This is a genomic window from Mucilaginibacter gossypii (assembly GCF_017569325.2).
Lineage (GTDB): Bacteria > Bacteroidota > Bacteroidia > Sphingobacteriales > Sphingobacteriaceae > Mucilaginibacter > Mucilaginibacter gossypii.
Window position 1 is genome coordinate 5,566,471 of the sequence record NZ_CP071878.2, and the last position, 22,965, is coordinate 5,589,435.

Genomic DNA, 22,965 nt, shown 5'->3' on the forward strand with positions numbered 1-22,965 from the left:
TTACGGAGGCCCGTCCACTATGCTTCGAGAACCTAAGCATAACATCCTTTTTCTTTACGTGCCGGCCTGTCACCCTGGGCTTGTCGAAGGGTCGCGCGCAGAGGCCTGCCCACCATGCTTCGAGAACCTCAGCATGACATCCTCTTTTTAGTTTCCTCAAAAATCCACGTAAACCAACCTGCAAACCTGCTTACTACTCCTGTTGGCATCGGTAACAATCAATGCCCCCTTCTTAAACAGGGCTATACCTTCCCAGTTATTTTTAACACCATCAAATGAACGTATATATTTCCACTGCTTACTTTTACGGGTATTCAACATTACTATTGCAGCGTAAGGGTTGTTATGGAGGTAGTTAGGATCGGTTCTTAATTTACTGCCAATCTCCGGGACTGCTTTGCTAATATTAGCCTCTGACTTTTTCACCCAATCGTTATTTAGATAAGCATCGTAATCACCGTTCCAGAAATAATTTACACCGTAGATCTTCCCGTCACCGGCTGCTGCTATGTCCGTAATCCTGAAATACAGGAATGGTGTTATAATTTGCTGAGGCATCTTACTAAACGAAGTATCTATCAAGTAGCCGCAGCCACCTTTAGACATTGCATTAAACTCATAATAAGCCAGCAATTTGTTTTCTTTAGGGAGATAGGTAACACTTTCAAACCCGGCATTGCTGATGGATGGATATCTTCGCAGGGAAATAAAATGCTCCGGGTCAATTATCACTTCTCCTTTAGCGGTATCTAATTTCCCCTTCAGTATAAAACAGTAAGCGTATTTATCGTCCGTTTCGATAGAAAGGAACACAGTATTATTAGCGATGCTGATAGCTTCAAAGCCTTCATAGTTTGCTTTTACAGAATCGGGGAGCAAGTTCAAATTTTTTACGCTGATGGTTTTAAAGGCTGATAATGCTGTATCCTGTCCGTCTATAACCCTGTTGATGCTATCTGCAAGGATGCTATACAGGTTAAATGTACCATCCAATTTTGTTTCTTTATGATCGCCATATTGCGGTTCGAGGTAAAGGCGACCGCCATAAATGGTCATACCTGAAAATTCTTCGTTTACACCGTTGATGGCTTTTGGCAGAGGGATATTTTTATACCTATTTTGCGCCCTCGCAGCCATTGCCGAAACGACGGTTATCACCAGCATAAATAACAATCTTCTCTTTTTCATATCGCCCGGATAATGTTGATTAAAAATAGATAATAAAGTCCGGAAAACTTTAACCTATGCCAATTCAATAAAACCCGTTTTAACACGTTATATATTACCGCAAGCGGCTAAATAGTGTATATTGGGACTTAACATAGCCGGATTTAACAATTATCACCAAACATTGTGAGTGTTAAACAGATATATCCGCCGCGATATATAACGATTTAACACTTTTTAACATTTAAGCATGGATTTTAGTTGGCGAAAAATTGAGCGGGTGTTTAAGTTTGCCTACCGAAACAAAAAAATTAATGGAAGAACAAAATAGTTACACAGGAAATGTTTCATCAGCAGCTCCGGCAGCTCCAACATCGTATTCAACCGATATCAGGGCACTGAATGAAATGATACAAAGGGAAAGCGCGTTTATCGACCTGCTGCTTATGGAGATGGATAAAGTGATCGTTGGTCAGCGTTATATGGTTGAGCGTTTGCTGATCGGTTTACTGGCTAATGGGCACATTTTATTGGAAGGTGTACCGGGACTGGCTAAAACGCTGGCCATCAATACCCTGTCAAGAGCCATTCAGGCCGATTTTAGCCGGATCCAGTTTACCCCGGATTTGCTCCCTGCCGACGTATTGGGTACCATGATTTACAACCAAAAGAAAGAAGAGTTCATTGTGCGTAAAGGCCCTATCTTCTCCAACTTTGTTTTGGCCGATGAGATTAACCGTGCGCCTGCCAAAGTGCAAAGCGCGCTGCTTGAGGCCATGCAGGAACGCCAGGTAACTATTGGCGATACCACCTATAAACTGCCCGATCCGTTCCTGGTACTGGCAACCCAAAACCCTATTGAGCAGGAAGGAACCTATCCCCTGCCCGAAGCTCAGGTTGACCGTTTTATGTTAAAAGTGGAGATCAAATATCCTAACAAAGAGGATGAGAAAAAGATCATGCGCGCCAATATCTCGCCGTCAGGCATGAATAAGCCAAACGCTATCATCAAGCCAGATGAGATCATCAAAGCCCGCAAAATTGTGCGCGAGGTTTATATGGACGAAAAGATAGAGCAATACATCATCGACATTGTTTTTGCAACCCGTTTCCCCGATCAGTTTAAGCTTGCCAAATACAAAACGCTGATCACCTTTGGTGCATCGCCAAGGGCAAGCATCAGTTTGGCACTGGCAGCAAAAGCATACGCCTTTATTAAACGCCGCGGTTATGTGATCCCTGAAGATGTACGTGCAGTTTGTCATGATGTATTAAGGCACCGTGTTGGCTTAAGCTACGAGGCCGAGGCCGAAAACATCACCAGTGAGGATATCATTACCGGCATCCTAAACGTGGTTGAGGTACCGTAAACCTTACCCCTGCCCTCTCCAAAGGAGAGGGAGATAAAAAGATAAAATTGTTAATTAAAAGGCTTTTAAAGTCCTCCCCCTCGGGGGGATTTAGGAGGGTATATGGCTAAAGACACCAAGGATCTGCTAAAAAAGGTAAGGAAGATAGAGATCAAAACCCGTGGCTTAAGTAACCACTTATTTTCGGGCGAGTATCACTCGGCTTTCAAGGGGCGTGGTATGGCCTTTAGCGAGGTGCGCGAATACCAGATCGGCGACGAAATCCGTACCATCGACTGGAACGTTACCGCCCGTTTTAACCATCCGTATGTAAAAGTGTTTGATGAGGAGCGCGAGCTTACCGTTATGGTGCTGATGGATGTGAGTGGTTCTGAAAACTTCGGCACGCAAAATCAGCAAAAGCAGGATCTGGCAACCGAACTCTGCGCGGTACTGGCATTTTCGGCCATACAGAATAATGACAAGGTGGGCGTAATCTTTTTCAGCGATAAGATCGAGAAGTTTATTCCGCCCAAAAAAGGCCGCAGCCATATCCTGATGATCATCCGCGAGCTGATTGCTTTTCAGCCCGAAAACAAAGGCACTAACGTGGCCGAAGCGTTGAAATACTTCACAAGCGTTATCAAAAAGAAATGCACGGCCTTTGTGATCTCTGACTTTATTACCCCCGAATTTGAAAACGAGCTTAAGATCGCCAATAAAAAGCACGATATCATCGCTTTAAAACTCTACGACAAACACGAGGAAGAGTTCCCGAACCTGGGACTGATCCCGGTTAAGGACGAAGAAAGCGGCCATATCATGTGGGTAAACACCGGCGACAAAGCTGTTCGCGACGCTTTTAAATGGGATGCAGTGAAACGCAACGCCGCCCTGCAGGATGCTTTTCGTCGCTCGGGGGTTGATTATACTACCATTGGCACACATGAATCATACGTTAAACCATTAATGACATTATTTAAAAAGCGGGAAGGCCGGCGGTAAAATATATGAACAGGTACATGAAATACACCCTGGCTATGTTGGTATTGCTTGCAGGCTTTTACCAAACAGGCAGGGCTCAAAACTTTGGGGCTAAAGCTACACTGGATAAAAAATCGATCCTGATAGGCGAACAAACACAGCTCAACTTAAGTATTCGTTTTCACGCTAAGGACAGCATAGGATTTCCTAAACTGGCCGACAGCATCGGCAAGATCCGGATTGTAAACTTTAAGGCAGATACTGCTTTTGACAAGGGCGATCAATCCATCGAAACCATCAACAGGCATTATACCATTACCGCTTTCGACAGCGGTACTTATATCATCCCGTCATACGTGTTTAAATCGCCGGTAGGCGATTTACTAACGGACACATTGAATCTTGATGTCAGAACAGTGGCCGTTGATACAACTAAAGCTTTCTATGACATTAAACAGCCGCTGGCTGTTAAATACACTTTTTGGGACTGGCTGCGTGATAACTGGAAGCTGGTTACAGGTATATTGCTTGGCTTGATCGTTATTGGCGCCGTGGTTTATTATCTGTTAAAACGGCCTAAAAAAGAAGTGATCGTTGAAGAAGTTAAGCCCGATATCCCGTTGCATATCCAGGCCCTTCAAAAACTCGAAGAAATCAAAAACAAGCAGCTTTGGCAGCATGACCAGGTTAAACAATATTATATTGAACTGAGCGACGTGGTGCGCGAGTACCTTGAAAAACGGTACAACATCCAAGCCTTGGAGCAAACATCTGAAGAGATCTTTGCCAGCTTAACGCACATGGACATAGCCAGCGAAGACAGGAACCTGTTAAGGCAATTACTCATACTTGCCGATATGGTAAAGTTTGCCAAAGAGAAACCCGCGGCCAATGAAAATGAAAAGAGCATGGAAAACGCCGTTACTTTTATTAAAGATACGCAACCCCATGCCAGGCCAACCGATGTAAATGTGAAGGGAGATGAGGCAAAATGATTTGGTTTAAAGGAATAGAATTTGCTCATCCGGGCTTTTTCTGGCTGTTCATCAGCATTCCGCTTATGGTGGGCTGGTACATCTGGAAACAAAAGCAACTGCAGGGTAACCTGGCCATGCCTACCATCAGGGGTTTTGCCATGATCACCAAAAGCATGCTGCCGCGTTTCAGGCATTTGGGCATCATATTACGCTCATTTGCAATGGCTGCGCTTATCATAGCACTGGCAAGGCCTCAGTCGTCATTAAGCTGGCAGGATACTACTACTGAGGGCATCGATATCGTTATTGCATCAGATATCTCGGGCAGTATGCTCGCCGAAGATTTTAAGCCCAACAGGCTTGAGGCCGGCAAAAACATCGCTATTGATTTTATCCAGAACCGCCCTAACGACAGGATAGGCCTGGTAGTTTTTAGTGGTGAGAGTTTCACGCAATGTCCGCTCACCATCGATCACTCGGTACTGGTAAACCTTTATGCCGATATCAAAAACGGGATGATTGAAGATGGTACCGCCATCGGGATGGGCTTGGCTACGGCTGTAAACCGTTTAAAAGATAGTGAGGCCAAAAGTAAAGTAGTGATCCTGCTTACCGATGGTTCAAACAATTCGGGCTCTATCCCCCCGGTTACCGCTGCCGAAATTGCCAAACAATTTGGTGTTAGGGTTTATACAGTAGGCATCGGCACTAACGGCTTTGCACCTTACCCGGTTCAAACTCCAATGGGCATCCAATATCAGCGCATGAAGGTTGATATTGATGAGGGTACATTGAGCAAAATCGCCACAATTACCGGCGGTAAATACTTCAGGGCAACCAACAATAATGCTTTGAAGGATATTTACGAGCAGATTGACAAATTGGAAAAGGCCAAGATTGATGTTACCCAATACCGCAAAAAAACAGAACGGTTTTTACCTTTCGCCATTATTGCGCTGGCGCTTTTATCGTTAGAATTTTTAACAAGAAACACCCTGCTTAAGGGAGCTATAACATAACAGCATGCTACGTTTTGCAAATACAGAATTTTTATGGGGATTGCTTGCTATTCCGCTGCTGCTCTTTATTTTTTTGAGGGTAAACTGGTGGAAACGTAAAGCAATTGCCTCGTTAGGCAATAAGGAAGTGGTGATGCAGATGATGCCGCAGGTTTCCTTTTCACGCCCATGGATCAAATTTATCTTTTTCATAGTGGCCTATGCCCTGCTTATAGTGGGCATAGCTGATCCGCAACTGGGTTCAAAAACCGAAGAGGTAAAGCGCAAAGGCGCCGATTTGATGATACTACTTGACGTATCTAACAGTATGCTGGCGCAAGACCTTGCTCCTAACCGTTTGGAAAACGCCAAGCGCGCACTATCTCAATTGATTGATAAGCTGCATGACGACCGGATTGGCATTGTAGTATTTGCCGGTCAGGCTTATGTACAGCTTCCGGTAACTACGGATTATGCGGCAGCTAAACTGTTCCTCAATACCATTAATACCGAAATGGTACCAACACAGGGCACAGCTATTGGCGCTGCAATTAATTTAGGTATGCAATCGTTTGATTTTAAGAACGGAACCGGCAAGTCCATTATTATTATTACCGACGGTGAGAACCATGAGGACGATGCCGTATCGGCAGCCAAAGCCGCTTTAGCAAGAAATGTTACGGTAAATGTGGTTGGAGTAGGTTCGGAAGAAGGTGCACCAATCCCCATTTATCAAAACGGCAAACAAACTGGTTTCCATAATGACAGCACCGGCCACCCCGTAGTAAGCAAGCTTAATGAGCAAATGGGCAAGGAAATTGCCGAAGCAGGAAACGGTGTTTATGTACGTGCCAACAATGCCAACAGTGGCCTCAACATTGTAATGGACCAAATAGCTAAGGTGCAGCGCAAAATGACGGATACCAAACAGTTTAAGGACTTTGAAGACAGGTTCCAGTTTTTCCTGGCCATTGCCTTTGTATTGTTATTGGCCGAGTTCTTTATTTCCATCCGTAAAAACATGCGCCTAAGCAAGATCAAATTATTTGAAGTAAAAAACACATGAAGCAATATATCATAGCCATTTTATTAGTGCTGCAGGCTTCATTTCTTTTTGCCCAGCAGGAAAAAAAATACCTGAAGCAGGGTAACGAGCTTTATCAGCAAAAAAAGTTTAAAGAAGCTGAAGCGGCTTACCGCCAGGCCATGAGCAAAAAGGAAAAAACCCTGGAGGGTAATTTTAACCTTGGCGACGCCATGTTTAAGCAAAAGAAATATGATGATGCAGCGGCGCAGTTCAATAAACTGGCAACGGCATCCATTGATAAAAATGTAAAAGCAGGTGCCTATCACAACATCGGCAATTCATTTTTGACCGAAAAGAAATACCAGGAAAGTATCGACGCTTATAAAAAGGCCCTCATTAATAACCCTAAAGATGAGGAAACCCGGTATAACCTTGCCTATGCTCAAAAAATGCTGAAAAACCAGCAGGATAAGAATAAAGGCGGCGGGGGCAACAAGAATAATAAGGACAAGGACAAAAACAAGGATAAGAATAAAGATAACAAAGACAATAAGGACAAGGATAAAGACAAAAAAGACCAGGATAAAAATAAGCAGGACCAGGACAAGAAAGATCAGGATAAACAAAACCAGGATCAGAAAGATCAGCAGGGACAACAGCCTAACCAGTTGTCAAAAGATGACGCCCAGCGTATGCTTGATGCCCTTAACAATGATGAAAAGCAAACCCAGGATAAGCTTAAGAATAAAAAATTAAAAGGTGCTAAGGTGCCTATTTCAAAAGATTGGTAAATCCTGTTGTTTTGTAGATACTAATGAAAATTAAACTTTCCATATTAACGTTGCTGCTGTGTTGCTCAAGCCTGATTTTTGCGCAGGTAAAGTTCACGGCATCGGTAAATAAAACCACCATAGGCACAGGCGAAGTACTTGAAGTAACCTTTTCCATCAATGCCAATGGCGATCGTTTCGCGCCACCGGCTTTTGGCGGCTTCCAGGTAGTGGGCGGACCCAATGTATCCAACAGTATGTCCATGATCAATGGGGTTACTTCATCAAGCATTGCTTACGGATATGACCTGGTGCCTACCCGCGAAGGCGAATTTACTATTGGCCCGGCTACAATTATATCGGGTGGACGGTCTTACAGTACATCCCCGATTAAAATTAAAGTGGTAAAAGGCCAGGGCGGGCAGGCTAACCAGCAGGCTCAGCAACAACAAAGTAACGGCCCCGATAGCCGCAACATTCAAAAAGGACGTGTAAGCGATATCTCCAAATCATTGTTTTTACGTGCTGAGGTAGATAAAACAACGGCCTACATGGGTCAACAGATCATGATGAACCTGCGCCTTTATACCCGGGTTAACATCGCCAACGGCGAACCGGAAAAAATCCCTGATCTGAACGGATTTTACAGCCAGGAGATCAAAAACAATAATCCTAACGCCCAATGGCGCACCGAAATTTTAAATGGCGTACGGTACAACGTAACCGACATTAAGCAAACCGTACTGTTCCCAGAGCATGAGGGCGATATCACCATTGAGCCTTCGGTCATGAACTTCATAGTAAGGCAGCAAGCAGCTTCATCATCAGGCGACCCATTCGATGCATTTTTTGGCGGATACGAGGATGTGAAGTACAAGGTTAAAAGCACTCCTGTTGTTATCCACGTAAAACCATTGCCGCTGGCAGGCAAACCTGCCGAGTTTACCGGCGCGGTGGGTAAATTTAATATTGAAGCTTCGCTCGATAAAAAAGATGTAAAGGCTAATGATGCCATTAATTACACCATAAAGGTAAGCGGTGCTGGAAACCTGAAATTATTAAAACCGATAAGCCCAACTTTCCCGGCTGACTTTGAGAAGTATGAGCCCAAGATCACCGATACTATTACCATAAATGCCAGCGGGGCTTCGGGCAGCAGAAAATACACCTATCTGCTGATCCCAAGGCACCAGGGTGACTTTACCATCGATCCGGTTAAATTCGCATACTTTAACCCAGCTACCGGCAGATATGTTACTTTAACTACCCAGGCATTCCATATCAAAGTAGCTAAAGGCTCCGGTGATGGCAGTAACGTTACCGCCTTTTCAAACGCGGGCAAACAGGATGTTAAGGTGCTGAGCAATGATATCCGTTACATAAAAACCGGCAGCGAGCTAAATGAAGTAGGCAGCGATTTTTATGGATCGGGATTGTATTATTTCCTGCTGATCCTGGGTCCGGTAGGTTTTGTTGGCGCTTTGGTTTACGGTAAATGGCGCGATAAAAACAACGCAGATGTGGTTGGTTTAAAAAGTCGTAAAGCAGGTAAAGTGGCAGCTAAACACCTGGCCAGTGCCAAACAGCAACTAAACGATAAAAAGGCTTTTTATGAAAACCTTTTCCGCGGTTTATATGGCTACTTGAGTGATAAACTTAATATTCCTTACGCAGATCTTAACCGTGAAAAGATAGCTTCGGAACTAAAAGCCCGCTCGCTTGATGAAAGCCTCATTAACGAGATGTTGGACACACTCGATCTTTGCGAAATGGCCCGCTATGCACCGGTATCGGGGATTACCGAGCAACAAGTGTTTGACAAGGCCCAGAACATGATCAATAACATTGAAAATAAAATATAACATGATGAAGCGCATTATATACTTACTGCTCATCATCGTTATGCCGATATCTGCATTAGCTAACGATGAAGCTAACATCCTGTTAAAAAAAGGAAACGACCAATATGCCAAAGGCCAGTACAAAGAGGCTATAACCACGTACCAGAAAATTGTGGACGACGGGCACCAGTCGGCATTGGTTTATTATAATTTGGGCAATGCCTACTTTAAAAATGAGGATGTGCCATCTGCCCTGCTGTATTACGAAAAAGCGCACAAGCTTTCGCCGGGCGATGAGGATATCAATTTCAATATCCAGTTTGCCAATCAAAAAACAACAGATAAGGTAGAAGCCGGTACCGAGTTTTTCATAACCAAATGGTGGCACTCGTTTATTCTCCGCTTTTCGTTAACAACTTTGGCAGTGATGACAATCCTGTTCTTTGTTGCAGGATGTGCATTGCTGATAGTGTATAGGTTCACTAATTCGGTAAGCATAAAAAAATGGTCGTTTTATTTGGCTTTAGTGATATTGATTTTCGGATTTGCAAGCATGTTTGTTGCAAGTCGCCAGGATCAATATTTTGACGCACACCATGGCGCAATCATTTTCAGCACATCGGTAAACGTAAAAAGTGCTCCCACACCCAATGCCAAAAACCTGTTCCTGATCCATGACGGTACCAAGGTTGAAATACTGGAAAACAATAACGACTGGATGAAGATCAGGCTGGCCAGCGGCAACGAGGGCTGGATCAATGCCTCGGACGCTAAGGAGATATAGTTTTGAGGAGGTGAAAGGATAAAGGTAAAAGGCGAAAGGTTGCAGTCCTGATAGAGTTTAATTCACCACGATGTCATTTCGACGAACAAAGGGCGGCTTGTGCGGAAGGCTGTGAGGAGAAATCTTTACGCCCTACTTAGCGACCATGAAAGCGTTAGTACAGAGCGTATAAGATTTCTCTTTCGCCCTATAGCTCTTACCCTCCACCGCTCTATCGAAATGACAAAAAAATAAAAATGCTTTTTGCCTTAAGCTTTCGGCTTTAAGCTGTGTTTTGCTAACAGTTCCAGCACATCCTCTTCTGTTCCGGTAAAAGGGCCTGATGATTCTATTTTAAAACTGGCCATAGCAGCAGCAAACTCGCCGGCTTCCTGGAAATCTTTGCCTTTGGCACGTTGATATAAATAACCTGCCATGTAGGTATCGCCGCAACCGGTAGCATCAACTACTTCAACCGGTTTATATGCCGGGATCTGGTAATAAACACCGTCATTGTAAATAACCGAACCCATGCTGCCCAGGGTTACAACCACTTCTTTAACGCCCCATTCGTTTAACACTTTGGCACCTTCATGGATATCAGTGATACCGGTAAGTACTTCCATTTCGTGCTCGTTTACTTTCAGAATGTGGATGTGTTGCAGGGCTTCGCGTTTTTCGGGCCAGTCGATAGCCACTACGTTTTTATCTTCCACTTTACGCAGGTACCCCTGCGCATCAAGAGAAAGCTTGCCGCGCAGAGCGAGAGCTTTTATAAATTCTACGGAGATATCATCGGCCAATAAAGGGCCTAAATGATACACGTTAGACTGGATTTCATCAAGTTGTTCGATAGTGAAAGGATCAGCTTTTTGCAGCACACGCTGAGTACGGTGATCCTGGTTAACAGAGTAAATGTTTTCAAAGTAAACCGTTTCGCCGCCGGTAGTGGCATGTACTTCGATACCTTTGTTACGGAGTTTTTCAACAACCGGCATTTCGCTCAAAGCAAGCGAGGTAACCAGGGTATAATTCACATCCATGTTACGGATGGCGTTTGAAAAGTAAAAAGAAGTACCGCCAGCCATATGCTTCACCGCTTGCGGCGTTACCACTTTATCTAACGTAATATGCCCTACACAACAAATATCGTACATGAAATTTCCCTATTATGATTTGATACTCAGCTCCTATTATAAAAACAAACGGCAAATGTAAGAAATAGGATTTTGAGTACAAGAAGTTATCTGTTTTGTGACATACTATTGAAATATAAAAAAGCTGATTTTTACTTACTTCGCATGGTTATTAACAGCGCCATAAGTATAAAATACCGGCGTTTATTTTTTGTCCAATAATAATCAACTATCTATTCTGCTCTAATTGATTAATTGTAACCCCCTCTTTTGTTTTCCAGGCGTCTCTTCCATTAATATTATATCCCAATATAACTGCAGCTGCAGCAGACGGGCTTGAGAACTCATAATCGACCAAAAACTTTCCGGAAGAGAAGCTTACAATGCCCTGATCATTAAGGGACTGCCTCAGCAAACCGTAATTACCACTGATGGCTGGAGATTGCACAGGTGATATTGTGCTTAATTTTTTCACAACAATTCCTTTAGGCGTCAAATAGCCCTGCGCCTTCTGATTATTTATATTTAAGAAAAGTAATTGCTCCCTGACTCCCAGATCTCCGGGCTTTAGTTTTTCAAAGAAAGGAAAACCCAATACAGGCAATAATAATTTCAGAAAATCCAAATAGGTTTCCATTTCAGCCATGCTTGCCTCTGGAAGTTTCGGTTTGGTAACATTGATATTTTCAAGACCTACCCGTGCTTGCTTTTTTAGTTCCTCTTGTAATCTAAACTCTAAATATCGAACATGTCCTTTGGTCAAGTTCTCGTCTTTACTTGAAAACACGATAGCTTGTTCCCAAAAATCCTTTTTTAAATCTCTGTCATGTTCTGTTAACCTAATATCCAGCCCTTCGCTTTCCCCTACATAAACAATCCATTTGTTAACTTCTGTTGGATCTTGGCCAATCAAAAAATAGACTCCAGGCCGTTTAAATTCATCCCTGCTTCTTGCTGCACCTAATAGATTTCTTGGAAATTTAAGACACTGCCCTGTCCAGTTTGATATATAAGAAGCGACAAGACCATCTGGATCACCCTGAATTAAATATTGCGTTATTGTAAGTGCCTTTATTTCCATTTCTGCTTTTTTCTATTTATTCCGCATAGTTATTAACAATGCGGTAAGTGTAAAATACCGGCTTAAACCTTCGTCTGATAACCCCGGGGTAGTCTTAAACCTTGCTTCCCTTACTGCCTCAATATCTTCTGGTTTTAGTGCATTTGCTGCTTCGCAGATAAAATTTTCGTCGTATGATGATGCATTTAATTTTTGAAGTGCATCTGCTCTTGTTATTACATTTTTACAAGCTGTTTTTATGTTAAAATCCTGTTTGTCTTTCAAGATGAAATTTGATACAGAATCAGGCAGCTCTTTATTTTGGATTAAGCGATTAACTAAACTATCTCCTTTTGGCGTTGATATCATATTCAATACAACCACAGCATTATGTTTGCCGGTTGAATTGCCATTGGCGATAATATTAAACAAACTTTTTTCGGCTTTAACGGCACTCATGGTGTTATAAAGAAACAAGCTGGCGTCTATGGCATTAAGCGTTATAGCGTGTTGAGTTAAGCTAACATGGGCATTTGGATAGCTAAGCAGCTTTTCGGCTAAAGCACTTATATCATTCCCTTTTTTGCCCAGGAAAAAACTTAATTGCACATAAGGTTGAAGGTCAAGGTCTTCGAGATTACTTTTTTTAACACCCTCTAAGACGACGCTTTGATATTCTTTTGTTTCATCCAGTGAAAGTAACAGCGATGAAGCATCAAAGCAAAAGTAAGAATCATTGTTTTCTGCCAGGATTAGATTTTTCAAGCAAAGCGCGGCTTCTTTTTTATTGCTTTTGGCTAAATCCCAGAACTTATCCAGCTGCGCCGATTTTGCTTCTCTCTGTGCCAGGCTAAGCGACTTTGGTGTAAAACCATAACACTCATGCTTTAGTTTTGTTATTTTTTCGCAAAATGTTTGCGCCTGAATGGTTAATGTAATTACGGATAATAAAATGGTTAGTAAAGGTTTGATCATGTGTAAGGTTTAAAAGTTAAATATATAACATTTAATAAAAAACCGAACTATCCCACCTCATTCAACACATCCGCACCCGCCATTTCGGCCAGATCATCAAAATATACTGATGCCAGGTGCTCCCAGCTTAAACGGCTGCTGTATTGAAGTCCCTCTTCAATAAATTGTTCTCTCAGGCTATTACTTTTAAGCAGTAGTTCAATCCTTTCAACATAACAGGCGGCATTATAGGGTTCGCATTTAAAACCGTTAATGCCTTGCTCAATAAAATCTTTTGAACCGCCGCCATTGGCGATAACGCACGGCAGTCCGGATGCCATAGCCTCAAGTACAACGTTACCGTAAGCCTCAGATACAGAAGGAAAAAGGAACAGGGTTGACGATGCATACAATACCGAAAGCGTTTTATGATCTACCTTACCGGTAAACACCGTATTGGGCATCTTTGCCTCGCAGGCCTTACACGCAACGCCGTCACCGGCAACGATGAAGTTAACTTCGGGCTGGCGATCCTGCATGATGGCATAGATTTCAAATAGGGTCTCCAGGTTTTTCTCCCAAACCAGGCGACTGGCAAATAAAATGGTGGGATTATCATTTCCAGTCAACGAGCGCAGACTTTTTTTATGCCGTGGCGAAAACAGGCTGGTGTCTATTCCTCTCTGCCATAGTTTCATGCGATAGGTATCAACCCCCATATCAATCAGTTCGTCCTTCATAGTAACTGAAGGAACATACACCTGATCGCATTGATTATAAAAAGCTTTGTGGCTTTCCGACATCATCTGTTTAACCTTATTAATCAGGAATGGGGTATGTTTCAGGTAGTAATCGATATATGAAATAAAATGTGTGTGATAGATACTGATAACAGGCAGCCCCTGCTGAGTAGCATATTTTAACGCGAAACTACCTAAAAGCGATGGCGTAGCAATGTGTACAACATCTGGCGAAAAGTTATCTATCTCTTCTTTTAGCTCGCTCATCACCAAGCCAGGTATTGCCATGGTGTAACCGGTGTTAATGGTAATGTTAAAGCCGGAACTTTTAATGATTCAAATCCGGCTATACTGTCGGGACCGGCACCATAAACAAACAGAAATTCAAAAATATTCCGGTCTATACGTTTAATGAGCTGATACATGGTGCGTATTGCACCGTCAAAATCTTCAATAAGTATCTCGGCGAAAAATGCTACTCTAATCTTTTTCATCTTATTGAGTGATTAGTGGGTGTTACCTGGTGTTCACCTTCGCGTATCTTACAGGCTCCGGCCCCGTCATCAGGAACTCTCTTAATTCGGCTAATTTATCGGTGTTGATCAGGTCTACCTCACATTCAAGCAAAGCTTTCCATACTTCTTTATTTTCGGGGGATGCCCACAAGCGTACCCTCTTTTTATAGTGATGTGCCGCGGCTACATAATCGCGAAGCAATTGTCTCTGATCTTCGGGCATCGGGCCTTTACCTGTCCAGCTGATCAGGCGCGAATATTTGCAGCTGGCAGTTTTATAAACAGTGTTTGAAAGTGTATCGGTATGCACCTGCATCAGGTCTTCATCAATAAAAGCGTAGCGCTGCTTTTGCGCCTGAAGCATTTTATAAGGTTTATTGCCGGTGATGACAATTGTTACTTTTCCCTCTATTATTTCGCCATCATTATAACTCGACAGCATAGGCGCATAGCGTTTTAAAACTTCTGCCAGCTTTGCGTAAGTTTTTTCGGCGTCTGATTTAATATCGATCATCAGCGTAACAGGAGCAAGCGGGTATACCACCTCCCTGTTTTTGCCCTCATAACAGTTAAACAGTGGTTTTAAATAAAGCTGCTCCAGGGTGCGTTTTTTTTGAAAAGCAGGCAGCATATGTGCAACCAGCAATTCGTCATCGCGCAGGTAAATATCAGCCTCTACATTTTGAAAACCGTTATCCAAAGCATCGTACAGAGGCCGGTTGTGCCAGTAGTCATTGTGCGCGAAACCTTTGGAGAGGGGGCTGTTTTGAGCCTGGCAGGTAATAGCTCTGAAAGTAAGGATAACAAAAAACAGAAATTTCAGGTGCTTGTGGCAAAATGCTGCTTGCATCGTAATTTGTATTTGTTGCTACAAATTTACCCCACAGATATGTACAGGCAGTTATGTCATGGTAAAGTAAAAGCACGAACTGCTTTAATTTATTGTAAATGACTTAACATTTTCATCACATTAAAACATACAAATTGACATCGTTCGATTAAGCTGGAGTCACATTAAACAGATATTTTATAAAGAAGTGTTGATAAACCTATGAAAGCTTGCGAAGAATTGATGCCGCAAGCTCCTGCCAGTTATTTGCTTTTTCGGGAAGTGAACAAAGATCTGAGATAAGCATAAATACATCTTCCGCACTTTTGCCTTCCTGACTTAGATATCTAATCGACGTTGAACCGGCCGATTTGGATAGCTTTTTACCATCTGCTTCAAGCAACAGCGGATGATGATAAAATACGATATCATTAAAAGTCTGCTTCTCCAATACAGTCGCCACCTGAATCTGCGCCAGTGTTGACGCCCATAGATCTTCGCCCCTTACAATCAGGTCAACGCCATAAAACAGATCGTCAATAACTGAGGTAAGCTGATAAGCCGGGAAACCGTCTTTTTTCCTGACCACAAAATTTTCCATTTCGGCAGGTAGTTGAGTTAGGATAATTTTATCGTTATAACTTTTCACCTGCAATGTAGCAGCGTTATCTGTACGTAAGCGCCAGCTCGCTTCAGGGGTATTTAAAGGGATCTGCTTATCTGAGCAGGTACAGCTTCCCGTTTCACTCATCTGCTTCCGCGAACAGGTGCAGGCAAAAACAAAATCACCCGCAACCAATTGATCAAGAGCTTCGTTGTACAGCTGCATCCGATGAATTTGGGAGAATCTGGATTCGAAATCATCCGTATCCTGCGGGCCTTCATCCCAGGGGATTTCTAAGAATCGGAGCGTATCAAATATATCAGTCAGGTATTCCAGGTTAACCCTTGCACGGTCGAGGTCATCAATCCTCAATAAAATTTTAGCACCATGTTTACGCGCCAATGCCGCGGTAATTGAAAACGACAAGATATTGCCCACATGCAAAAACCCGCTTGGCGTCGGCGCAATGCGGGTTTTATTAAAATGTATCCGTGGGATTTTCAATTGTTTTTAAGATTGATGAACGCCAAGATACAAAAGCGGGATGCATTATCACTAATAGAAAAATGTCATTTCGACGAACCGAGGTTGGGATTTGCGCATCGGGGTGAGGAGAAATCTTCTGCGCCCGGCATCTACAAATATAGTCGTAGAGCCAGCTGTAGAAGATTTCTCTTTCGCTCCGCTACACAGCCCGTCCCTGCTCTATCGAAATGACACTTTCTTCTTATCCTCAAAAAAGAATTGAAAATTATACTCCGAAATTCGCTATGCCAACAAAGTCCCCCCGTCAACAACTAAATTGAGGCCCGTCCCAAAGCTTTGTTTCATAAGATAAACAAAGGCAAGGGCAACATCCTCCGCATGACCAACTCGACCAAGCAATAACGTATCTTTTGCCCAATTGTAAAGGCCTTCTTTGTCTTCGGCAGGCATACTATCCCAGAGGTTAGTATCAATTACGCCCGGCACTACGGCGTTTACACGTATTGGAGCAAGCTCAACGGCAAGCGCTCTCACCAAACCTTCCATGGCGCCGCAAATACTGCTTGCTATCGACCAACCGGCTGCCGGTCTTGCCCCTGCCGTGCCACCGGTTAAATTTACCGAGCCACCTTTGTTAATGAACGGCACGCCATATTTAACAGCAGCATAAGCTCCCCAGTAACGCAGATTAAAAAACTTACGCGCAGCCTCGATCTCTGTTTGGCTAATATTACTGAGATTAAGGTTTTCCGCAGCCGTATAAACCAAATGATCAAAATTGCCGGCTTGCTCAAAAAGCGATTTTATATTTTCCTCTTGTGATAAGTCGACAGCGTAGCCCTCTGCATCTTCAGGCAGCTGGCTTAAAGCGTTGTTGATCTTACTTTGATTTCCTGAAACAATGACAACTTTAGCACCTTCGGCAGCGGCAGCTTTTGCTGTTGCGAAGCCTATACCAGTACTCCCACCCAATATAATTACCCTTTTGCCATTTAATGACGATTTACTTTCAATTTGATTGTTCATGATGTTTATTCTTTTTTTGACACCACAAAGTTCCCACGCAAAAAACCGGTTCCACTTACCATTTGGTAAAAAGCGATTAGCCTTCAGAATTTATAAAATGCTAAATTTGAGTTATGACACTTGCAGACCGGATTATCCAATTCAATGAGCAGCTAACCTATACCGGTGAACCTTTACCCGAAGGCATCCGCATCATGAACCCGTTTAAGGAGCATCCGCAAACTATGCGTATTGTTGATGAGTTTTATCATAAATATTACAACGATAATCAGCAGCGTCACATCATTTTGGGTATCAATCCCGGCAGGTTTGGCGGCGGCTTAACAGGCATCCCTTTTACAGATCCTAAGCGGTTGATATCTGAATGCCACATCAACTACGAAGGCAAAATGTCGCACGAGCCATCATCGGTATTTGTTTATGAGGTGATCAATGCCTTTGGCGGACCGGAAGCTTTTTATAAACAAATCTATATTAATTCGCCCTGTCCGCTCGGTTTTACCAGTATTGATACCAGCGGCAAGGAAAAGAATTATAATTACTATGACAGCAAGGAGTTAACCAAAGCCGTTTATCAGTTCATGATTGAAAACATCCGCAAGCAGATTGACCTGGGCATTAATACTGATAAATGTTTTTGCTTTGGCACAGGCAAGAATGAAACATTTCTGCGCAAACTAAATGATGAGTACTACTTTTTTGGCGAGATCATAGCATTGGAACATCCGCGCTTTATTATGCAATACAAAACGGCAAGTAAGCAATTTTATATTGATAAATATCTTGAAGCTTTTGGAAGTATTGCGGGATAAATAATCATCGTCAAGCAAAAGACTTCTAAACTCCTCTCTTGAGAGTAATCCATCAAAAGATAGTGAGTGGGCTGTGCGATTCCCTTCCCTGGGGAGGGTGTAGGGAGGGGTTTCTGCAAGATGTTTGGTCGTTGCAATGGCGCATAACCCCTCCCTGCCAATGCGCAATCCTAACAATTCCCTCCCAAGGGAGGGAATTGTTAATCCTGCACTCTTAATTAATCTAAAGCAATAAACATCCTCTTGTTTCAGGTTAAAACGCTTATATTGTGTACTGCAACCAATTAACCTTTAAGCTATGACCCAAAGCAAGTTTTTAACATTCCTGCTGATGCTTTTTATTTTTCCTTTTGTTTCAAAAGGGCAATCAGCTGCAAACAATAAACTCATTTCGCCCCGTATCAGGGTGATTATGGATAATGATTTTAGCGGCGACCCGGATGGCTTATTTGCGTTAACACATTTGGTATTATCACCATCGGTTGACGTTAGAGGGATCATTGGTTCGCACCTGAATGCCAATGATGGGTTCGACAAATCTAAAACCCAGGCCGAAAAGGCTGCAAAAAAAGCTGCCGAGCTATTGGCTGTTTTAAAAATCAAAGATCAATTCCCGGTAATTGCAGGCTCTAACACCGCGATGGTAAACGACAGTACCCCGGTAAAAAGTAAAGCTGTCGATCTGATCATTAAAGAAGCATCCCGTACAGATACCTCGCTGCCCCTTTATATCCTCTGCGGTGCCGGGCTTACCGAAATTGCGTCGGCAGTGCTAACCGAACCTAAAATTGCCGACAAACTCACACTGGTGTGGATTGGCGGCCCGGAGTACAGCGATCTTGCACTACCCCCACCCAATTACAGCAGTCCCGAGTATAACCTCAATATCGATATCAATGCGGCGAGAGCTGTGTTTAACCATTCTCAGCTAAAATTATGGCAGATTCCGAGGGATGGGTATCGCCAGGCGATACTTTCCTACTCAGAATTACTGCTTAAAGTAAAGCCGCAAGGCGAAACAGGGAAATACCTGGCTGGTGCACTTGAAAACGTCATGAAGCTCATCCAGCAATATCATCTTAATTTGGGTGAAACCTATATCATAGGTGATAGTCCGCTGGTGTTGCTTACCGCGCTGCAATCATCCTTTGAAGCCGATCCATCATCAAGTGAATATGTGTTAAAGCCCTGCCCGCTTATTAACGCGCAAGGGGGATATGATTATAATGCCAAGGGCCGTAATATCCGTGTTTATCGCAGGTTAGATATCAACCTCATGTTTAATGATTTTTTTGCCAAGCTGGAGTTGGCAAAATAAACGCTGCATTTGGTATATTTTTAACCATAAACCGTTTATTTAGTATTACCAAAAGCGCTGTTTTGTAATTATTTTGCATGGTCATAAACCTTTGTTATCATGCTTAAAATAATTGGCAAAAAAACTCAGAATACGCTCCTGCTTACATCACTATTATTTGCGGGGGGTAAAACCCTTGCCCAAACTAATGATGCATCGCTACCCCGGCTTATCGAAAAAAATGGCAGGCACGCGTTTTTAGTTGATGGCAAACCATTTTTAATGCTGGGAGGCCAGGCGCACAACTCAAGTGCATGGCCCGCTTTAATGCCACGCGTATGGAAATCGGCCGGGGCAATGCACCTTAACACGCTTGAAGTACCCATTTACTGGGAGCAAATAGAACCCCAGCCCGGAAAGTTTGATTTTTCGCTGGTTGATACTTTGCTTACCCAAGCCCGGCAGCATAACGTTCATTTGGTACTATTATGGTTTGGTACCTGGAAAAACGGCAGTAACCATTACATGCCCGAATGGATGAAACGCGACGCGGAGAAATATCCAAACATAACAGGTAAAACAGGCAAGCCCATTGACTCGCCTTCACCTCATTCAAAAGCCACTTTAGATGCTGATATCAAAGCGTTTTCGGCAGTTATGCGCTACTTAAAGCAGGCAGATACGCAGCATACAGTTATCATGGTACAGGTTGAAAACGAACCCGGCTCATGGGACACCGTTCGCGACTATTCAGTCAAGGCGCAAAAACTGTTTGAAGCCGATGTACCCGCCCAACTATTAAAACCGGCCATACTAAAAGCCCTGAACGTGCCGGAAAACTCAAAAGGCTCATGGGCCAAAGTTTTTGGTGAAAGGGCTGATGAATACTTCCAGGCCTGGTCAATAGCCCGGTTCATTGAACAGGTCGCAGCAGCGGGTAAGGCTGAGTATCCGCTGCCGCTATATGTAAACGTGGCACTTCGCGATCCACTTACCAATCCGTCGGCAACCCATTATGAAAGTGGGGGCGCGACAGATAACGTAATCCCAATCTGGAAAGTAGCCGCACCATCAATTAACCTGCTTGCTCCTGATATTTACCTGTCGGGCAGCGAAAGAGTGCTGAAAGTAATTGACCTGTATACCCGCGCCGATAATCCCCTGTTTGTACCCGAAGCTGGTTTAGTGGCTGATAATGCCAAATATTTTTATGATGTGTTGGCCCACGGTGGTATTGGCTTTTCACCTTTCGGGATAGATGATAACGGCGATAGTTCAAACGATGAACATCTGGCGGAACACCTTGCACCCTTTGCGCAGGAATACGCAATGGCAGCTCCTATGATGAGGGAGATGGCGCAATGGGCATTTGACGACAAGATAAAAGCGGCTGTTGAACATGAAGACGGCGTGGAGCAAAACATTAAGCTTGGTGCATGGGAAGCCATTATAAAATTTGGCAGCGGCCGAGGCGGTGAACTCAAACCCAATAAAGACCATAGCGGCAAAGCCATGATTGTTAGCCTCGACGAAAATAAATTCATCGTGACCGGTACCAATTGTCGCATCACTTTCCAACCGGCCGACAGCAATACCGGCAAGGCATGGCAATACCTTAAGGTTGAGGAAGGCTGCTATGAAAACGGCGTATTTAAATCGCTTCGCATCCTTAATGGTGATGAAACAGATTGGGGTGGCCCGGCCATTGGCGATAAGCCGAGGGTCTTGCAGATTTCGCTGGTGGTGAGGTAAGATTAATAAATGTAGAGACGCATAATTGCGTCTCTCGCAGGCAGGTCACGCATGCAATTTTCAATTAAATGAGACTCTGTACATTAGGAGACGCAATTATGCGTCTCTACATTAAACCCCTCCTACTTCAACTCATAAACCACCGCCTCATACGGCATAAGTGTACCACTTTTTGACGGCTTTTGATAATTGTCGATTAAAACCGTTGCATTGCCCAAATCCATACCTGTTTGAGCCGGAGCTGTTTTACTTGTAAAATTCAGGAGTACCAGCAGCTTCCTGCCGTTCAACTCCCGGGTGTAAGCATAAGTACCGGGGTTTTGTGCATCGAGCAATGTATATTTTCCGTATACCAGTACTGGGTTATCCTTCCGCAGCTTTACTATCCGCCTGAAATAATTCAACGTGCTATTGGCATCTTTTTCCTGCGCAGCAGCGTTGACACTTTTATAATTGGGATTTACCTTTATCCAGGGTGTACCCGTTGTAAAACCGGCATTGGCCGTGCTGTTCCATTGAAATGGAGTGCGCCCGTTATCACGGCTTTCAAAGGCTATTCGTTTTAAATATGTAGGCAAATCGGCACCAATATTTTTTTGCCGCTGATATTCGTTTAACGTTTGCACGTCACGATAGTCATCAATTGTGCTAAAGCCAGCATTGGTCATGCCCAGTTCGTCGCCATTATAATAGTATGGCGTACCGCGCATAGTCATCAAAAATGTAGTGAGCATCTTTGATGATACAGCCCTGAACTCAGGGCTATCATTACCGAACCTGCTTACCAGCCGGGCCTGGTCATGATTAGCCAGAAATATAGATAGCCAGCCCTTTGCTGCAAATGCACTGTCCCATTTGGTGAATACCTGCTTTAAATGAGTTAAACTATAGCCTTCCGGTTTGGCAATATCCACTGCTTCAAAAGCGTAAGCCATGTTCAATTCATTCCTGTCGGCATCAACTAAATTGTGCCCATCTTCAAATGTGTTACCGGCACCTTCGGCCACACTCATTACGTTATATTTACTGAGCACTTCTCTGTTCATTTCCTGCAGGTATCCGTGCAAATTGCCCTGTACGCCGTAATATTGGGTAAAGTTTTTTTCAAACCCTTTCGGAAAGGCCGGGAATGTGGTATCCTTCGCGGCAAACTGGAAAGCATCCAGCCTGAAGCCGTCAATCCCCTTATCAGCCCAAAACTTCATTATGCCGTATACTTCATTCCTGAGTTTTGGATTTTCCCAGTTAAGGTCGGGCTGCTTGCGCGAAAAATAATGCAGGTAATAGGCATTGGTAAGCGAATCATAACGCCAGGCATCATGATTTACGTCAAATAAACTGTAGCGATAAGCGGGTTTGCCCTTTTCGGCGTTCCACCAGTGATAATATTCCCGGTACGGATTGTTGCGCGAGCTCCTGCTTTGCTTAAACCATTCGTGTTCATCGCTGCTATGATTTACTACCAGATCCATCACCAGTTTTATACCGCGGGAATGCATGCCTTTCAGCAAAGCATCAAAATCATCCATGGTTCCAAAATCCTTCATGATGTTGCGGTAATCGCTTACATCATAGCCATTATCGTCATTAGGCGAGCTGTAAATTGGGTTAAGCCAAACAACATCAACACCGAGGCTTTTGATATAATCAAGTTTGGAGATAATGCCTTTCAGGTCACCAATACCGTCTCCATCGTTGTCCTTAAAGCTTCGGGGATAAACCTGGTAAACTACGGCTTCCTTCCACCATTTGCGGTCAATAGTGTCTGCTCTGCCTTGATTGATTTGCGCAGCCCCTGAAAAGGCGACAAACATAAAAACAATGAGGGCCACAAAACGAATGTAAGGTACGTTCATGATTATAATTGGTTAAGTTTTA

21 protein-coding genes are annotated in these 22,965 nt (G+C 43.4%); 11 read left to right on the forward strand and 10 right to left on the reverse strand.

The features are described 5' to 3' along the window. Positions 1-156: 156 nt before the first annotated feature. Positions 157-1,188, reverse strand: a complete 1,032-nt coding sequence (locus J3L18_RS23495; RefSeq protein ID WP_129570454.1) for a hypothetical protein — start codon at positions 1,186-1,188, stop codon at positions 157-159. A 293-nt stretch (positions 1,189-1,481) separates the two neighbouring features. On the opposite strand from J3L18_RS23495, the gene J3L18_RS23500 reads away from it, so the two are divergent. The 8 genes from J3L18_RS23500 to J3L18_RS23535 all read left to right on the forward strand — a co-directional run bounded on the left by J3L18_RS23500 (position 1,482) and on the right by J3L18_RS23535 (position 9,897). Continuing rightward, positions 1,482-2,537, forward strand: coding sequence for an AAA family ATPase (locus tag J3L18_RS23500; RefSeq protein WP_129570453.1), 1,056 nt, complete (start codon positions 1,482-1,484; stop codon positions 2,535-2,537). Positions 2,538-2,639: 102 nt separating this feature from the next. Beyond that, positions 2,640-3,521 (forward strand): DUF58 domain-containing protein, encoded by an 882-nt coding sequence (locus J3L18_RS23505; RefSeq protein WP_091173557.1) that lies wholly within the window; start codon positions 2,640-2,642, stop codon positions 3,519-3,521. 17 nt (positions 3,522-3,538) lie between these two features. Then, on the forward strand, positions 3,539-4,495 hold the full coding sequence (locus J3L18_RS23510; protein WP_243771442.1) for a BatD family protein: 957 nt from the start codon (positions 3,539-3,541) through the stop codon (positions 4,493-4,495). After that, positions 4,492-5,496, forward strand: a complete 1,005-nt coding sequence (locus tag J3L18_RS23515) for a vWA domain-containing protein (protein WP_208102394.1) — start codon at positions 4,492-4,494, stop codon at positions 5,494-5,496. The genes J3L18_RS23510 and J3L18_RS23515 overlap by 4 nt, the downstream gene beginning before the upstream one ends. A 4-nt stretch (positions 5,497-5,500) precedes the next feature. Further along, the gene (locus J3L18_RS23520) at positions 5,501-6,541 is read left to right on the forward strand and encodes a vWA domain-containing protein (RefSeq protein ID WP_129570451.1); all 1,041 of its coding nucleotides are present in this window, start codon (positions 5,501-5,503) and stop codon (positions 6,539-6,541) included. Then, positions 6,538-7,293, forward strand: coding sequence for a tetratricopeptide repeat protein (locus J3L18_RS23525; RefSeq protein ID WP_129570450.1), 756 nt, complete (start codon positions 6,538-6,540; stop codon positions 7,291-7,293). The genes J3L18_RS23520 and J3L18_RS23525 overlap by 4 nt, the downstream gene beginning before the upstream one ends. Before the next feature lie 23 nt (positions 7,294-7,316). Continuing rightward, a complete protein-coding gene (locus tag J3L18_RS23530) occupies positions 7,317-9,134 on the forward strand; it encodes a BatD family protein (protein WP_129570449.1) in 1,818 nt (605 codons plus the stop codon). A gap of 1 nt (position 9,135) precedes the next feature. Continuing rightward, on the forward strand, positions 9,136-9,897 hold the full coding sequence (locus tag J3L18_RS23535; protein ID WP_223266220.1) for a tetratricopeptide repeat protein: 762 nt from the start codon (positions 9,136-9,138) through the stop codon (positions 9,895-9,897). Positions 9,898-10,145: 248 nt separating this feature from the next. Here the strand turns inward: J3L18_RS23535 and J3L18_RS23540 are convergent, their stop codons facing one another. From J3L18_RS23540 to J3L18_RS23575, 8 genes are all read right to left on the reverse strand, one after another. Then, positions 10,146-11,033, reverse strand: coding sequence for a PfkB family carbohydrate kinase (locus tag J3L18_RS23540; protein WP_129570448.1), 888 nt, complete (start codon positions 11,031-11,033; stop codon positions 10,146-10,148). A gap of 208 nt (positions 11,034-11,241) precedes the next feature. Then, entirely contained in the window at positions 11,242-12,093 is an 852-nt protein-coding gene (locus J3L18_RS23545; RefSeq protein ID WP_129570447.1) for a GIY-YIG nuclease family protein, read from the reverse strand. Between the two features lie 12 nt (positions 12,094-12,105). Next, the gene (locus J3L18_RS23550) at positions 12,106-13,047 is read right to left on the reverse strand and encodes a hypothetical protein (protein ID WP_129570446.1); all 942 of its coding nucleotides are present in this window, start codon (positions 13,045-13,047) and stop codon (positions 12,106-12,108) included. Positions 13,048-13,094: 47 nt separating this feature from the next. Continuing rightward, a complete protein-coding gene (locus J3L18_RS23555) occupies positions 13,095-14,054 on the reverse strand; it encodes a glycosyltransferase (RefSeq protein ID WP_223266219.1) in 960 nt (319 codons plus the stop codon). Continuing rightward, positions 14,033-14,260: a hypothetical protein gene (locus tag J3L18_RS23560; protein ID WP_223266218.1), complete on the reverse strand. Its 228-nt coding sequence runs from the start codon at positions 14,258-14,260 to the stop codon at positions 14,033-14,035. Before J3L18_RS23560 ends, J3L18_RS23555 begins: the two co-directional genes overlap by 22 nt. A gap of 22 nt (positions 14,261-14,282) precedes the next feature. After that, positions 14,283-15,131 carry a phosphatidylinositol-specific phospholipase C/glycerophosphodiester phosphodiesterase family protein gene (locus tag J3L18_RS23565; RefSeq protein ID WP_129570445.1) on the reverse strand — a complete coding sequence of 283 codons (849 nt, stop codon included), beginning with the start codon at positions 15,129-15,131 and terminating at the stop codon, positions 14,283-14,285. 199 nt (positions 15,132-15,330) lie between these two features. Beyond that, entirely contained in the window at positions 15,331-16,218 is an 888-nt protein-coding gene (locus J3L18_RS23570) for a glutamate--tRNA ligase family protein (protein WP_129570444.1), read from the reverse strand. Positions 16,219-16,482: 264 nt separating this feature from the next. Further along, entirely contained in the window at positions 16,483-17,316 is an 834-nt protein-coding gene (locus J3L18_RS23575) for an SDR family oxidoreductase (protein WP_311086354.1), read from the reverse strand. A gap of 23 nt (positions 17,317-17,339) precedes the next feature. Here J3L18_RS23575 and J3L18_RS23580 point away from each other — a divergent pair, with 23 nt between their 5' ends. The 3 genes from J3L18_RS23580 to J3L18_RS23590 all read left to right on the forward strand — a co-directional run bounded on the left by J3L18_RS23580 (position 17,340) and on the right by J3L18_RS23590 (position 21,087). Then, positions 17,340-18,038 (forward strand): SMUG2 DNA glycosylase family protein, encoded by a 699-nt coding sequence (locus J3L18_RS23580; protein ID WP_129570442.1) that lies wholly within the window; start codon positions 17,340-17,342, stop codon positions 18,036-18,038. A gap of 298 nt (positions 18,039-18,336) precedes the next feature. Further along, positions 18,337-19,356: a nucleoside hydrolase gene (locus J3L18_RS23585; protein ID WP_129570441.1), complete on the forward strand. Its 1,020-nt coding sequence runs from the start codon at positions 18,337-18,339 to the stop codon at positions 19,354-19,356. Between the two features lie 99 nt (positions 19,357-19,455). Next, the gene (locus J3L18_RS23590; protein WP_129570440.1) at positions 19,456-21,087 is read left to right on the forward strand and encodes a GH35 family beta-galactosidase; all 1,632 of its coding nucleotides are present in this window, start codon (positions 19,456-19,458) and stop codon (positions 21,085-21,087) included. A 122-nt stretch (positions 21,088-21,209) separates the two neighbouring features. On the opposite strand, the gene J3L18_RS23595 is transcribed toward J3L18_RS23590, so the two are convergent. Beyond that, positions 21,210-22,943, reverse strand: a complete 1,734-nt coding sequence (locus tag J3L18_RS23595) for a glycoside hydrolase family 13 protein (protein ID WP_223266217.1) — start codon at positions 22,941-22,943, stop codon at positions 21,210-21,212. Between the last annotated feature and the right edge of the window lie 22 nt (positions 22,944-22,965).

What these genes read in the sequence shown, in the direction of transcription:
- J3L18_RS23580 (WP_129570442.1), top strand. Translation starts at nt 17,340, where the DNA reads ATGACACTTGCAGACCGGATTATCCAATTCAATGAGCAGCTAACCTAT.
- J3L18_RS23565 (WP_129570445.1), bottom strand. Translation starts at nt 15,131, where the DNA reads ATGCAAGCAGCATTTTGCCACAAGCACCTGAAATTTCTGTTTTTTGTT.
- J3L18_RS23560 (WP_223266218.1), bottom strand. Translation starts at nt 14,260, where the DNA reads ATGAAAAAGATTAGAGTAGCATTTTTCGCCGAGATACTTATTGAAGAT.
- J3L18_RS23495 (WP_129570454.1), bottom strand. Translation starts at nt 1,188, where the DNA reads ATGAAAAAGAGAAGATTGTTATTTATGCTGGTGATAACCGTCGTTTCG.
- J3L18_RS23525 (WP_129570450.1), top strand. Translation starts at nt 6,538, where the DNA reads ATGAAGCAATATATCATAGCCATTTTATTAGTGCTGCAGGCTTCATTT.
- J3L18_RS23505 (WP_091173557.1), top strand. Translation starts at nt 2,640, where the DNA reads ATGGCTAAAGACACCAAGGATCTGCTAAAAAAGGTAAGGAAGATAGAG.
- J3L18_RS23590 (WP_129570440.1), top strand. Translation starts at nt 19,456, where the DNA reads ATGCTTAAAATAATTGGCAAAAAAACTCAGAATACGCTCCTGCTTACA.
- J3L18_RS23515 (WP_208102394.1), top strand. Translation starts at nt 4,492, where the DNA reads ATGATTTGGTTTAAAGGAATAGAATTTGCTCATCCGGGCTTTTTCTGG.
- J3L18_RS23555 (WP_223266219.1), bottom strand. Translation starts at nt 14,054, where the DNA reads ATGGCAATACCTGGCTTGGTGATGAGCGAGCTAAAAGAAGAGATAGAT.
- J3L18_RS23535 (WP_223266220.1), top strand. Translation starts at nt 9,136, where the DNA reads ATGATGAAGCGCATTATATACTTACTGCTCATCATCGTTATGCCGATA.
- J3L18_RS23500 (WP_129570453.1), top strand. Translation starts at nt 1,482, where the DNA reads ATGGAAGAACAAAATAGTTACACAGGAAATGTTTCATCAGCAGCTCCG.
- J3L18_RS23510 (WP_243771442.1), top strand. Translation starts at nt 3,539, where the DNA reads ATGAAATACACCCTGGCTATGTTGGTATTGCTTGCAGGCTTTTACCAA.
- J3L18_RS23585 (WP_129570441.1), top strand. Translation starts at nt 18,337, where the DNA reads ATGACCCAAAGCAAGTTTTTAACATTCCTGCTGATGCTTTTTATTTTT.
- J3L18_RS23540 (WP_129570448.1), bottom strand. Translation starts at nt 11,033, where the DNA reads ATGTACGATATTTGTTGTGTAGGGCATATTACGTTAGATAAAGTGGTA.
- J3L18_RS23550 (WP_129570446.1), bottom strand. Translation starts at nt 13,047, where the DNA reads ATGATCAAACCTTTACTAACCATTTTATTATCCGTAATTACATTAACC.
- J3L18_RS23520 (WP_129570451.1), top strand. Translation starts at nt 5,501, where the DNA reads ATGCTACGTTTTGCAAATACAGAATTTTTATGGGGATTGCTTGCTATT.
- J3L18_RS23595 (WP_223266217.1), bottom strand. Translation starts at nt 22,943, where the DNA reads ATGAACGTACCTTACATTCGTTTTGTGGCCCTCATTGTTTTTATGTTT.
- J3L18_RS23530 (WP_129570449.1), top strand. Translation starts at nt 7,317, where the DNA reads ATGAAAATTAAACTTTCCATATTAACGTTGCTGCTGTGTTGCTCAAGC.
- J3L18_RS23545 (WP_129570447.1), bottom strand. Translation starts at nt 12,093, where the DNA reads ATGGAAATAAAGGCACTTACAATAACGCAATATTTAATTCAGGGTGAT.